Here is a 13485-nt window from a genome sequence, read left to right as displayed (position 1 = left end):
GCGAAGTCGCCGAAGGTGAGGACCGATTCGATCTCCGCGCCTTTCGCCTTGGTGCCGACGACGTTGAGCTTCGGACCGATGGTGCGGGTCTGGTCGTAGTCGAACTCGTCCACGGTGGCGGTGAACACGGTGCCAAATACCGCATAGGTTCCCCAGTCCCTGCTGCCGCGCACTTTCAGGCCCACTTCCTTCTGCTTGACCGTCGCCACCGCCTGCGCTTCCAGGCCGGAGGTCAGCTTGCCGGTCACCGGATCGACGAAAGGCGAGAACAACAAACGGTCGGCAATCGCGCGCCCACCCCGGCTGACACGGGCGAACATGCTGATGTCCTTGTTGAAACGATAGTTGGCGCCCAGCGAATACGAGTTGTAGCTGGTCTTGTAGTTGATCGGGCTCGGATTGCTGGTGTCGACCAGGTACACATTGCGCTCGGCGCCGCCAATCACGCCATCGCCATTGACGTCAAAGCCGCCCGCGACCTGCTTCGGACCGGCGTAGCGGCCGCTTGCGTGCACGATATCGTGACGCAGGCCCGCTTCCAGGTCGACCGGGCCGGTCTCGACGGCCACCGACAGGTACGGCGCATCGGTGGTGTAGTGGGCATCGATATCGCGCGCGCAGCAGCCGCCCCACTGGTTGTTGTAACCGGTCAGGCCGGCCGTGGTGAGCAGCGCGCCGGCACTGTTCTTGACGTCGATGATCGCGCCGTTCTTGCCAATTTCCATCAGGCGCTCGCTGATCTGCCACAGCTGGACGATGTCCTGCTTGGAACGGTAGTAGCCCAACTTGGCATTCACCTTGTTGCCGCTCAGGTCGAAGCTGCGGCTCAGGCCGAGGTCATTCGCATAGTGCCCCATGTCGGACGACTTTTGGTTGATGGCCGCACTTTGCGACACCAGTCCCGTTTGCAGGTTGGCGGTGGTGACGGCCTGGCCGGCCTTCGGTCCGTTGAAATACACCGCCGAAGCACCGGCGCCGAACCCGCCCAGCATGCCGTCCAGCGTATTGGCGCCCCAGAACTGGGTCTGGAAAGCGCTCGACGACTTGCTCATCTTGAACTTGTTGGTGACGAGCAAGCCGCCCGCCATCTCGTTCTTGAATTCGATGCCCATCGCTTGCGACTTGACCGTGATGCCATCGGAGATGTTGGCGATGCTGGTAGCGGTGCCGACCGGGCCGATCGCCGGCATGCTCAGGTTATAGATCGATGTCTGCGAATCGCGCAGGATGTCGATGCCGCGGATTGGGTTCATGTCGGTGACGGTGTTGCCGCTCACGGTCGCCATGGCAGGCATGCTGGTGTAAGTCGGCGCGCGCTCGCTGAGCGCCTTGAACGACATCCGCACGTAGCCCTTGTCGCCGTTGAAGGTCTTGGTCAGGTTGCCTTTCACTTGATAGCCGTGCAGTGCATTGGTATCGCTGGAGCGCGGGCCCTCGCCGTCGCGGAAGTAGCCGCCGACATGGTAGCGCAGCGTCGGGCTGAGCTGGCCACCAACGTCGCCATCGACCCGTGTCTCATTGAAATTCAGGCCGCGCGTCAGGCCGATCGAGCCGCCCTCTTGCTCACCGGTCTTGCTGATGTAGTTGATCACCGCGCCCGGGGCGTGCGATGCGAAGGTCGCCGCCGAGCCGCCGCGCAGCGTCTGGATGTGATCGACGTTGTTGTCGAAGCGGATGAAGTAGTCGTTGTTGCCGAAGTTCATGTCGCCGAACTCGACCACCGGCAGGCCGTCTTCCTGCAACTGCACGAATTTCGAACCGCCCGAGGAAATCGGCAGGCCGCGCACCGTGATGTTCGAGTTACCGCCTGGACCTGCCGAGCTTTCCGCGCGGATGCCGGGGATCAGGTGCAGCACCTCGGCTTCCGAGCGCGGCGAGAAATCGACGACCTGCTGCTGGTCGACGTCGGTGACGGAGACCGAACTGCGCATCTTGGACTTGCCTTGCGCCGTTCCCGTCACCACCACCCGGTTCAGGTTCAGCGCGTCGGCGGCCTTGGCCTCTTCGGCGACCTGGGTCGGTTCGACCTGTTGCGCGTAGACCTGCCCGGAAATGAGTGCGGCAAAGGAGGAGGATGCGATCAGTGCGGCAATCGGTTTGACCCGCAAGGCATGGGCCCGGACCGTGGAACGGTTTGACATGAAAAGTCTCCTAAATTTCTTAAAATTTATAGTGTGGTGGGGACGTTCATGGCAGCGTAGCACAGGCCATGAACAGAACGAATATCAGCATTCGCACTGGTATTGATACTAGTACCTAAATCTCGAAATTGCAAACGATTGCAACCACGTTTCCTCAAAATTATTTGATCTGTTGCGCTGGTGCTGCAAAAAACAGACGCGCGCCGTAGGAATGATAGTGCCCGGCAGTGCAGGGGTTTCGGCCGGGCGGCCAGGCAAGAACAACCCCGGCACAGGCTGGCGGCAACAGCCGCAACGGCATGGTCGGAAAATTCGATCAAATAAATCACTGAATTTCATACAAACGATTGCAACGGCTGTGCTAATATTTGCAAATCACGTCGATCGATTCAATTTTTTTCCGGAGCCGGAGCTATGGCAAGCGTCACCCTTCAATCCATCTACAAGGCCTATGGCGCCGCCGCGCCAGTGCTGAAGGATGTCAATTTCGATGTCGCCGATGGCGAATTCTGCGTGTTCATCGGGCCGTCCGGCTGTGGCAAGTCCACGCTGTTGCGTTCGATTGCCGGACTGGAAGATATCAGCGCTGGCCGACTGGAGATCGGCGGCCAGGACATGACCCACACCGCCCCCGCGCGCCGCGGTGTCGCCATGGTATTCCAGAGCTACGCCCTGTTCCCCCACATGACGGCGCGTGAGAACCTGGCCTTCGGCCTCACGCTCAACAAGGTCGACAAGGCGGAGATCGCACAACGGGTGGGCGAAGTGGCGCGCATCCTGCAACTCGAAGAGCTGCTCGATCGCAAGCCGAAGGCCATGTCCGGCGGCCAGCGCCAGCGCGTGGCGATCGGCCGCGCCATCGTGCGCGAACCCGGCGTCTTCCTGTTCGACGAGCCGCTGTCGAACCTCGATGCCGCGCTGCGCGCCCAAACCCGCTTCGAGATCGCGCGCCTGCACCGCAATTTCGGCCGCGCCAGTACTATCTATGTCACCCACGACCAGGTCGAGGCGATGACCCTGGCCGATCGCATCCTGCTGCTGCACAGCGGCGAGGACACCGCGCGCCATGGCAGCGTGGCGCAGTGCGGTTCGCCGCTCGATCTCTACCACTTCCCGCGCAGCAAATTCGTCGCCGGCTTCATTGGTTCGCCGAAAATGAATTTCCTTGCCGGCCATCTGGAACAAGCTGCCGCCGGCTGCGCCCACGTGCGCCTGGCCTGCGGCGCGCTACTGGCGGCCGATGTCGATGCCCGCCACCTGGCCATCGGCTCGGCCGTGACGCTCGGCATCCGTCCCGAGCATGGCCATGTCGGCAGCACCGTCCAGCACCTGGTACGCGAAGTGCAATGGCAGGAAAGGCTGGGCGACTCCACCTATCTTTACCTCGATGCGGGCGCGCACCACGCGCCGATGGTGGTCAAGGCCGACGGCCGGGCCAGCGCCCTGCCCGGCCACCGGCTGCCGGTCGCACTGCCGTCGCATCAGCTGCACCTGTTCGACGCCGACGGCTGGGCAGCCAAACGTTGTGTCGACGTCACCGACGAACCGCTGTGCATGGCATGACCGGCGCTGGCCGCAACCCCGCCGCACTACCAATCACCCTACCCTAACTGGAACCGCCACCCCCATGTCCTCCCCATCCCTGCCCGACACGCCCGCACAATACCTCTGCCTGCATGGCAGGGATGCCTCGCTGGTACTCGAGGTGCATGCCGACGAAGCGCCGCTGTGGCGCTACTGGGGCCCGCGCCTGCCGGACCAGTGCACGCCCGGCTGGCCGCTACGCGCCACCCGTCCGATGCCATCGTTCATGCTCGATTTCGACCAGCCGCTGACGCTGGCGCCGACCTTCGGCGTCGGCTGGTTCGGCCAGAGCGCGCTGCTGGCGCACCGCAACGGCAAGCATTTTGCGCAGGCGATCACGCGCTGCGAAGTGGAATGGCTGGTGCCGGGCCAGGCTGTTCGCCTGCACCTGTTCGACGATGTCGCGCAAGTGCGCCTGTCGGTGCAGCTTCGCCTCGACCCGCTCAGCGATGTGCTGGTGATGTCGTCCGAACTGGAAAATCTTGGCGCCAGCGCGCTCGAGGTGCAATGGCTGGCCGCCGGCACGCTGCCGCTGCCCGAGACGGCCACCACGGTGCGCAGCTACGCCGGCCAGCACAACCATGAGTTCCTGCTGCAGGTCGATCCCCTGTCGCGCACGACCTGGCGGCGCGAGAACCGGCGCGGCCGCACCTCGCACGACTGCTTCCCGGGCGCGGTGGTGACCACCGCCGGCACCACCGATGACGCCGGGCTGGCCTATGGCGCCCATCTGGCCTGGTCGGGCAACCACCAGCACACCATCGAGTGGCTGCATGACGATAAATACCAGTGGCAACTGGGCGAGTGGCTGGCGCCGGGCGAATGCTTCCTGGCCCCCGGCCAAGCCATGCAGTCGCCGGAACTGGTGGCGACGCTGTCCGTGCATGGCCTGAACGGGGTGGCCGCCAATTTCCATGCCGAGCTGCGCGCGCGCCTGCCCTGGCAGGGCGGCGCCATGAAGCCGCGTCCGGTACACCTGAACACCTGGGAGGGCTTCTATTTCGACCACCAGCTCGACCAGCTCAAGGAACTGGCCGATGCGGCCGCCGCCGTCGGCATCGAACGCTTCGTGCTGGACGACGGCTGGTTCCATGGCCGCCACCACGACCGCGCCGCCCTCGGCGACTGGTGGCCGGACGCCGGCAAATACCCGGAAGGCCTGGCGCCGCTGGCGCGCCATGTGACCGGCCTGGGCATGGAATTCGGCCTGTGGTTCGAGCCGGAGATGGTCAACCCCGATAGCGAACTGAACCGAACCCATCCAGACTGGGCCCTGCAGCTCGAAGGCCGGCCAGTGCTGACAGCGCGCAACCAGCTGGTGCTCGACATTTCACGCCCGGAAGTTGCCGACTACCTGTTCGGCCAGATCGACGCCCTGCTGCGCAGCCTGCCGATCAGCTACATCAAGTGGGACCACAACCGCGATCTGACCACCGCCGGCGGGCGCGATGGCCAGCCGGCCTACCGCGCCCAGGTGCATGCCGCCTATGCGCTGATGGACCGGCTGCGCGCCGCGCACCCGGCGCTCGAAATCGAAAGCTGTTCCGGCGGCGGCGGCCGCATCGACTTCGCCGTGCTGCGCCATAGCCACCGCGTCTGGACCAGCGATTGCATCGACGCCATGTCGCGCGTGGCGATCCAGCGCGGCTTCCTGCAGTTCTTCCCGCCCGAGATCATGGGCTCGCACATCGGCACCGCGCCGGCGCATTCGACCGGCCGCAGCCAGGCGATGGCCTTCCGCGGCGCGGTCGCGCTGCCGGGCCACCTCGGCGTCGAGTTCGACCTGCGCCTGCTCGACGCGGCGCAGAAGGCCGAACTGCAAGGCTGGATCGCACTATACAAACAGTGGCGCGGCCACCTGCACGGCGGACGGGTATGGCAGGGCGACGCCGGCGACGGCGTGCTGTGGCAAGTGCATGGAGACGCCGCCGGCGATCAGTTCCTACTGCTGTGCTACCGCTGCCAGCCGAGCTCATTGCGCTACCAGGGCCCGGCCAAGCTGGCCATGCTGGACCCGGCCAGCAGCTATCGCCTGTCGCTGGTCACCCCCGAGCACCTGCCGCCGGCCGCGCTCTACAACGGCAGCGCGCCGTTCTTCGAGGCGCTGCGCGAACCGGGACAGGTGACGCTGGACGGTGCCTGGCTGGCGCGCGAAGGCCTGCCGCTGCCGCGCGCCTTCGCCGAGACCGCCTTCATCGTGCAACTGCAACGCATTCAACAGGAAAAAACCGCATGACCCGCTTCGACCCGACCGACCATTCGCACCGCCGCAGCAACCCCCTCACCGGACAATGGGTGCTGGTCTCGCCGCACCGCGCCAAGCGGCCTTGGCAAGGCCAGCAGGAAGCGGTGAGCGCGCCCGCCAGCCAGGCGCACGACCCGCACTGCTACCTGTGCGCCGGGAATGTGCGGATCACCGGTGAACGCAACCCGGATTACCAGGGCACATTCGTGTTCACCAATGATTTCGCCGCCCTGATGGACCAGGTACCGGCGGCCGCACCCGCCAGCGACCCGCTGTTCCAGCTCGAGGCGGCGCGCGGCACCAGCCGTGTGATCTGCTTCTCGCCCGACCACAGCCGCACCTTGCCGGAACTGTCCTTGCCGGCGGTCCGCGCACTCATCGATACATGGAGCGCACAGTCGGCCGAGCTGGGCCAGCAATGGCGCTGGGTCCAGGTGTTCGAAAACAAGGGTGCGGCGATGGGCTGCTCCAACCCGCATCCGCACGGACAGATCTGGGCCAGCGACTTCCTGCCCAACGAAGCCGCTACCGAGGACCGTCACCAGCGCGATTATTTCGCCGCCCATGGCCGCCCCCTGCTGCTCGATATCGCCGAGGCAGAGGCGCGCGCGGGCCAGCGCATCGTGGTGCAGACCGAGCACTGGCTGGCGGTGGTGCCGTTCTGGGCCACCTGGCCGTTCGAAACGCTGCTGCTGCCGCGCTTCCCTGTGCAGCGCATGGACCAGCTCGATGACGCCCGCCGCGACGACCTCGCGCACGCCGTACGCGAACTGACTGCGCGCTATGACAACCTGTTCCAATGCTCCTTCCCGTATTCGATGGGCTGGCACGGCGCCCCGTATGACGCGAACGACCCGGCGCCGTGGCAACTGCATGCCCATTTCTACCCGCCGCTGCTGCGCTCGGCCTCGGTACGCAAGTTCATGGTCGGCTTTGAAATGCTGGCCGAGGCCCAGCGCGACCTGACGCCGGAACAGGCCGCCGAGCGCCTGCGCGCGCTGCCCGCCGTCCACTATCGGGGGGGCTGAGCGATGGCGATGCATGAGCTCCAGCAACACGTGCTGGACACCTTCCGCGCGGCCTTCGGCGGCGCACCCGCACTGGTGGCAAGGTCGCCCGGCCGTGTCAACCTGATCGGCGAGCATACCGACTACAACGACGGCTTCGTGCTGCCCTGCGCGATCGACTTCGATACGATGGTGGCCGTCTCGCCTCGCGACGACGCCGAGGTGCACGTCGTAGCGGCCGACTTTGCCGGCGACACGGATCGCTTCTCGCTGGCCGGCGCCATCGGCCACCATCCGCACGGCGGCTGGGCCGACTATGTGCGCGGCGTGCTGGCGATGCTGCGCGAAGCGGGCATGCCGGCAACCGGCGCCAATATCGCGCTGGCAGGTAACGTGCCGCGCGGCGCAGGCCTGTCTTCCTCGGCGTCGCTGGAGGTGGCGCTGGCGCTCGCCTTGCGCCACCTTCACCGGCTCGAGCACCTCGACAATACCGCCCTGGCACTGCTGGCACAGCGCGCCGAAAACAGCTTCGTCGGCTGCAACTGCGGCATCATGGACCAGCTCATTTCCGCGCGCGGCGTGGCCGGCCATGCCTTGCTGATCGATTGCCGCACGCTGGCTGCCACCGCAGTGGAAATCCCGGCGTCGTTCGTGGTGATGATCATCGAATCACGGGTCAAGCGCGGGCTGGTCGACAGCGAATACAACCTGCGCCGGCAGCAATGCGAAACTGCCGCCCGGGTGCTGGGCGTGGCCAAGCTGCGCGATGCCAGCCTGGCCATGCTGGCCACCGCGGGCCCGGAGCTCGACCCGCTCATCCTGCGCCGCGCCCGCCATATCATCAGCGAGAACGCGCGCACGGTGCGGGCGGCCGAGGCGCTGGCCGCTGGCAACATGCGCCGGATGGGCCAGCTGATGGCGGCATCGCATGCCTCGATGCGCGATGATTTCTCGATTACCGTGCCGGCGATCGACCAGCTGGTCGCGCTGCTGCAGGTTGCCATCGGCGCGGAGGGCGGCGCCCGCATGACCGGCGGCGGTTTCGGCGGCTGCGTGGTGGCGCTGATGCGGGCATCCCAGGTCGATGCGGTGCGCGCGCATGTGCTGCAGCATTACCGTTCGCCGGACGGCCAGGCGGCGATCGTGCATGTCTGCCAGGCTGGCGCCGGCGCCGGCCTGGTCGATTGACGTGCCAGGTGCCAGCATGAATCCAAGCAACGCAAGCAAAGCAAAGAAGCGGCAAGCGACGACCATGACCGACGTGGCGAAAGCGGCCGGCGTCTCGCAGTCGACCGTGTCGATGATCATCAACAATGTGAGTGGCGCGCGGCTGGCGCGCGCAACCCGCGCGCGGGTATTGGCCAAGGCGGTGGAACTGGGCTACCCGCTGGTGGCGCGCGACGTCGCGCCGCGCGCCACCGTGCAATCAAGGAAAGTGATCGGCTACCTGGTCGACGAGATTTCCACCAGCCCTCACCCGGTGGTCAGCATGGACGGCGCCCGCGACGCCGCCTGGCAGCACGGCTGCACCATCCAGCTCGCGGTCACGCGCGGCAACCCGGAACAGGAGGCCGCGGCAATTGAGGCGATGCAGGCCAATCCCGGCCTGCTGGGTTGGGTGTATTCGACGATTTTCACGCGCCCGGTGCGGCTGCCGGAGGCGCTACTATCGCGCCCCACGGTGCTACTCAATTGCCATGACAATAGCCGCAAGCTGCCGACCGTGTTGCCCGGCGAGCTGGCCGGCGGCCACACCGCCACCGAGCACCTGATTGCCATGAACCACACGCGGATCGGCTTCATCAATGGTGAACCGTGGATGGAAGCGGCGCAGGACCGCTTCAAGGGCTACAAGCGGGCGCTCGCCTCAGCCGACCTGCCATTCGACCCTGCGCTGGTCCGCGACGGCGACTGGATGTCCGGCACCGGCTTCGATTGCACCATCTCGCTGATGCAGGAAGCCCGCCCGCCCACCGCGATTTTCTGCGCGAACGACCTGATGGCGCTCGGCGCGATGGAGGCGATCAAGCAACTTGGCCTGAACGTGCCGCAGGACGTGTCGGTGATGGGCTACGACGACCAGGAGATATCCCGTCACACCCATCCGCCCCTGACCACCATGCTGCTGCCAAATTACGCGATGGGTTTTGCCGCGGTCGAGGCCTTGATTGAGCTGGCCGATGCCGGTACGGCGGCGCGGTCGCCGCGGCGCATCCTGATCAAGGCCGATTGTCCGCTGGTGACGCGCGACAGCGTGCAGAAGCGTTGAAGCTCGATACGATCCGATCCTCGCGGCGCAATGACGCGGCCGCGCCACCTTTTCTTTTTTCTGAGAGCCATCTTCCATCATGACCAACATCCTGCTCACCGGCGGCGCCGGCTACATCGGCAGCCACACCTACGTCGCCCTGGTGGCGGCGGGTTACCGTCCGATCATCCTTGACGATTATTCGAACAGCCATCCCGGGGTGCTCGCCCGACTGGAAGAAATCACGGGCAAGCCGGTGCTGCATGTGCGCGGCAGCGTGGCCGACGTCGGCCTGGTCAGCGCACTGGTGGATGAGCACAAGGTGCAGGCGGTGATCCACTTCGCCGGTTTCAAGGCGGTCGGGGAAAGCGTGGCGGAACCGCTGAAGTATTTCGACAACAACATCACCGGCATGCTGCGCCTGATGCAGGCGATGGACCAGGCCAATTGCCGCGCCCTGGTGTTTTCCAGCAGCGCGACGGTGTATGGCGACCCGGCCTCGGTACCGATTACCGAAGCCTTTCCGCTCAGGCATACCAGCCCGTACGGCTATTCCAAGATCGTGTGCGAGGAAATGATCGCCGCCATGCTGGCCGCCAAGCCGGCATGGCGCGCCGGCGTGCTGCGATATTTCAATCCGGTGGGCGCCCATCCGAGCGGCCTGATCGGCGAAAGTCCGCAAGGCGTGCCCAACAATCTGATGCCGTATGTGGCGCAAGTGGCCACCGGCAAGCGGGCGCAGCTGAACATCTGGGGCGCCGACTACCCGACACCGGACGGCACCGGCGTGCGCGACTACATCCATGTGATGGACTTGGCCGAGGGCCATGTCGCCGCCCTCGACGCGTTGCTGAAAACCGAGTCCAGCTTCACGGTCAACCTGGGCACCGGCCAAGGCCACAGCGTGCTGGAGGTCGTGCGTGCCTTCAGTCTCGCCTGCGGCCATGCGGTGCCCTACGAGATCTGCGCGCGCCGTCCAGGCGACATCGCGCAGTGCTATGCCGACCCTGCGCTGGCGCAACGATTACTGGGATGGCGGGCGCAACGGACGCTGGCTGACATGTGCGTCGACACTTGGCGCTGGCAGAGTCGCAACCCGGAAGGTTACAGCTAAGGCGCGCGCGCACCGCGCCGCCTGCGGCATCCACCTTGAAATGAACAACGCCTGATCAAGACAAGCGCAGCGAACTCAAGCGCTGAACTATTGACGAGTCATCTGATATGGTTTTGCGCGACCATCTGCTCACCCCGCTGCGCCTCCGGATTGCCTATCATTCTCGCATTCAAAATTTTCATTCCGAATCGAGAGCACATGAATCCCACCGGCATACTGCTTGCCACCTTTATCTTGTCGATTGCCGGCCTGTTCGCGTACATCTGGTCTTTACGCAAAGGCCTGTTCGAAACAAATTCGTCGGGCGCGCGCGTCATTTTCATCGATGGCGAGATCGGCCACCAGGATCCGGAAGGCGCGCGCCCGGACCCAAGCGGCCCCATGGCGGCCGAACCCGAAGAAGTCGCGGCGCGCGCGCTTGCCGACCGCTCCAGCTCCCTGCCCGTCTTCATCCTGGTCGGCACCGCCGTGGTGTGGCTGATCGTCGCTTCGCTGGCCGGGCTGCTCAGCTCGTTCAAGCTGCATAGCCCCGACTTTCTCACCGAATATGCCTGGCTCACCTTCGGCCGCTTGCGCACGATTCACCTGAATGCCGTGGCCTATGGTTGGGCGCCGCTGGGTCTGCTGGGGCTCGCCATCTGGATGCTGCCGCGCTTGCTGCGCACCACTTTGGTCGGCGGACGCCTCGTCGTGATCGGCACCGTCCTGTGGAACGCAGGACTGATTGCCGGCCTCGGTGCGCTTGCCAGCGGTGTCAGCGCCGGCATGGAGTGGCTGGAAATTCCATGGCAGGTCGGCCTGTTGTTCGCCGTCGGCGGAATGCTGATCGGCCTGCCGATGGTCTACACCTTGCAGCAACGCCGCACGCATCACCTGTACGTATCTGTGTGGTACATCGGCGCCGCCCTGTTCTGGTTTCCGGTTTTGTATATCGTTGCGAAGATCCCCGGTGTGCACTTCGGCGTAGAGCAGGCCACGATGAACTGGTGGTTTGGCCACAATGTACTGGGACTGTTCTATACGCCACTGTCGATCGCCGCCGTTTACTACTTCCTGCCCAAGGTGATCGGGCGTCCGGTGCAGTCGTATAACCTGTCGCTGCTGGGCTTCTGGACGCTGGCCTTCTTCTACGGACAGGTCGGCGCCCCACCACCTGATCGGTGGGCCGATTCCCGAATGGCTGATCACGCTGTCCATCGTGCAAAGCGTCATGATGATCATCCCGGTGGTCGCCTTCTCGCTGAACCAGCACCTGACGATGCAGGGCCATTTCGGCGCGCTGCGCACCTCGCCAACGCTGCGCTTCGTGCTGTTCGGCGCGGTCATGTACACGCTGGCGTCGCTCCAGGGTTCGCTGGAAGCGCTGCGCTCGCTCAACGCGGTAACGCACTTCACGCACTTCACGGTCGCCCACGCCCACCTCGGCATGTACGGCTTCGTGTCGATGGTGATCTTCGGCGGCGCCTACTTCGTCATGCCGCGCGTACTGGGCGTGGGCGACCGTGAAGTGCGTGAAGTGCGTTACCGCGTTGAGCGAGCGCAGCGCTTCCAGCGAACCCTGGAGCGACGCCAGCGTGTACATGACCGCGCCGAACAGCACGAAGCGCAGCGTTGGCGAGGTGCGCAGCGCGCCGAAATGGCCCTGCATCGTCAGGTGCTGGTTCAGCGAGAAGGCGACCACCGGGATGATCATCATGACGCTTTGCACGATGGACAGCGTGATCAGCCATTCGGGAATCGGCCCACCGATCAGGTGGTGGGCGCCGACCTGTCCGTAGAAGAAGGCCAGCGTCCAGAAGCCCAGCAGCGACAGGTTATACGACTGCACCGGACGCCCGATCACCTTGGGCAGGAAGTAGTAAACGGCGGCGATCGACAGTGGCGTATAGAACAGTCCCAGTACATTGTGGCCAAACCACCAGTTCATCGTGGCCTGCTCTACGCCGAAGTGCACACCGGGGATCTTCGCAACGATATACAAAACCGGAAACCAGAACAGGGCGGCGCCGATGTACCACACAGATACGTACAGGTGATGCGTGCGGCGTTGCTGCAAGGTGTAGACCATCGGCAGGCCGATCAGCATTCCGCCGACGGCGAACAACAGGCCGACCTGCCATGGAATTTCCAGCCACTCCATGCCGGCGCTGACACCGCTGGCAAGCGCACCGAGGCCGGCAATCAGTCCTGCGTTCCACAGGACGGTGCCGATCACGACGAGGCGTCCGCCGACCAAAGTGGTGCGCAGCAAGCGCGGCAGCATCCAGATGGCGAGCCCCAGCAGACCCAGCGGCGCCCAACCATAGGCCACGGCATTCAGGTGAATCGTGCGCAAGCGGCCGAAGGTGAGCCAGGCATATTCGGTGAGAAAGTCGGGGCTATGCAGCTTGAACGAGCTGAGCAGCCCGGCCAGCGAAGCGACGATCAGCCACACCACGGCGGTGCCGACCAGGATGAAGACGGGCAGGGAGCTGGAGCGGTCGGCAAGCGCGCGCGCCGCGACTTCTTCGGGTTCGGCCGCCATGGGGCCGCTTGGGTCCGGGCGCGCGCCTTCCGGATCCTGGTGGCCGATCTCGCCATCGATGAAAATGACGCGCGCGCCCGACGAATTTGTTTCGAACAGGCCTTTGCGTAAAGACCAGATGTACGCGAACAGGCCGGCAATCGACAAGATAAAGGTGGCAAGCAGTATGCCGGTGGGATTCATGTGCTCTCGATTCGGAATGAAAATTTTGAATGCGAGAATGATAGGCAATCCGGAGGCGCAGCGGGGTGAGCAGATGGTCGCGCAAAACCATATCAGATGACTCGTCAATAGTTCAGCGCTTGAGTTCGCTGCGCTTGTCTTGATCAGGCGTTGTTCATTTCAAGGTGGATGCCGCAGGCGGCGCGGTGCGCGCGCGCCTTAGCTGTAACCTTCCGGGTTGCGACTCTGCCAGCGCCAAGTGTCGACGCACATGTCAGCCAGCGTCCGTTGCGCCCGCCATCCCAGTAATCGTTGCGCCAGCGCAGGGTCGGCATAGCACTGCGCGATGTCGCCTGGACGGCGCGCGCAGATCTCGTAGGGCACCGCATGGCCGCAGGCGAGACTGAAGGCACGCACGACCTCCAGCACGCTGTGGCCTTGGCCGGTGCCCAGGTTGACC

The 13485-nt window shown here is 64.9% G+C and carries 7 protein-coding genes and 3 pseudogenes; 7 read left to right on the top strand and 3 right to left on the bottom strand.

The features are described 5' to 3' along the window. Window positions 1-2141: TonB-dependent receptor domain-containing protein (locus tag D3872_RS21600; RefSeq protein WP_147373957.1), on the bottom strand; the 2141-nt coding region annotated here is incomplete at its 3' end. Between the two features lie 414 nt (window positions 2142-2555). On the opposite strand from D3872_RS21600, the gene D3872_RS21595 reads away from it, so the two are divergent. The 7 genes and pseudogenes from D3872_RS21595 to D3872_RS26765 form a co-directional block, all read left to right on the top strand. Then, complete coding sequence (locus D3872_RS21595; RefSeq protein ID WP_119812725.1) at window positions 2556-3704, top strand: ABC transporter ATP-binding protein; 1149 nt, start codon at window positions 2556-2558, stop codon at window positions 3702-3704. A 64-nt stretch (window positions 3705-3768) separates the two neighbouring features. Beyond that, a complete protein-coding gene (locus tag D3872_RS21590) occupies window positions 3769-5961 on the top strand; it encodes an alpha-galactosidase (protein ID WP_119812724.1) in 2193 nt (730 codons plus the stop codon). Next, window positions 5958-6998, top strand: a complete 1041-nt coding sequence (locus D3872_RS21585; protein ID WP_119812723.1) for a UDP-glucose--hexose-1-phosphate uridylyltransferase — start codon at window positions 5958-5960, stop codon at window positions 6996-6998. Before D3872_RS21590 ends, D3872_RS21585 begins: the two co-directional genes overlap by 4 nt. A 9-nt stretch (window positions 6999-7007) precedes the next feature. Further along, the gene (gene galK, locus D3872_RS21580; RefSeq protein ID WP_119812727.1) at window positions 7008-8165 is read left to right on the top strand and encodes a galactokinase; all 1158 of its coding nucleotides are present in this window, start codon (window positions 7008-7010) and stop codon (window positions 8163-8165) included. Next, window positions 8125-9246, top strand: coding sequence for a LacI family DNA-binding transcriptional regulator (locus D3872_RS21575; protein ID WP_307719450.1), 1122 nt, complete (start codon window positions 8125-8127; stop codon window positions 9244-9246). Before galK ends, D3872_RS21575 begins: the two co-directional genes overlap by 41 nt. 79 nt (window positions 9247-9325) lie before the next feature. Next, on the top strand, window positions 9326-10339 hold the full coding sequence (galE, locus tag D3872_RS21570) for a UDP-glucose 4-epimerase GalE (protein WP_119812722.1): 1014 nt from the start codon (window positions 9326-9328) through the stop codon (window positions 10337-10339). Between the two features lie 198 nt (window positions 10340-10537). Further along, window positions 10538-11828, top strand: a pseudogene (locus D3872_RS26765) (cbb3-type cytochrome c oxidase subunit I); the annotation flags it as partial. Here the strand turns inward: D3872_RS26765 and D3872_RS26760 are convergent. Together D3872_RS26760 and D3872_RS21560 are read right to left on the bottom strand one after the other, a co-directional pair. Continuing rightward, window positions 11829-13046, bottom strand: a pseudogene (locus tag D3872_RS26760) (cbb3-type cytochrome c oxidase subunit I); the annotation flags it as partial. A gap of 198 nt (window positions 13047-13244) precedes the next feature. Beyond that, a pseudogene (locus D3872_RS21560) lies at window positions 13245-13485 on the bottom strand (UDP-glucose 4-epimerase); the annotation flags it as partial.

This window comes from Massilia cavernae, assembly GCF_003590855.1.
Lineage (GTDB): Bacteria > Pseudomonadota > Gammaproteobacteria > Burkholderiales > Burkholderiaceae_D > Telluria_A > Telluria_A cavernae.
The sequence above is the reverse complement of the archived record's forward strand: the minus strand, read 5'-3'. Positions and strand labels throughout refer to the sequence as shown.

Coding starts and splice junctions, on each gene's coding strand:
- D3872_RS21595 (WP_119812725.1), top strand. CDS start 2,556: ATGGCAAGCGTCACCCTTCAATCCATCTACAAGGCCTATGGCGCCGCC.
- D3872_RS21590 (WP_119812724.1), top strand. CDS start 3,769: ATGTCCTCCCCATCCCTGCCCGACACGCCCGCACAATACCTCTGCCTG.
- D3872_RS21585 (WP_119812723.1), top strand. CDS start 5,958: ATGACCCGCTTCGACCCGACCGACCATTCGCACCGCCGCAGCAACCCC.
- galK (WP_119812727.1), top strand. CDS start 7,008: ATGCATGAGCTCCAGCAACACGTGCTGGACACCTTCCGCGCGGCCTTC.
- D3872_RS21575 (WP_307719450.1), top strand. CDS start 8,125: ATGTCTGCCAGGCTGGCGCCGGCGCCGGCCTGGTCGATTGACGTGCCA.
- galE (WP_119812722.1), top strand. CDS start 9,326: ATGACCAACATCCTGCTCACCGGCGGCGCCGGCTACATCGGCAGCCAC.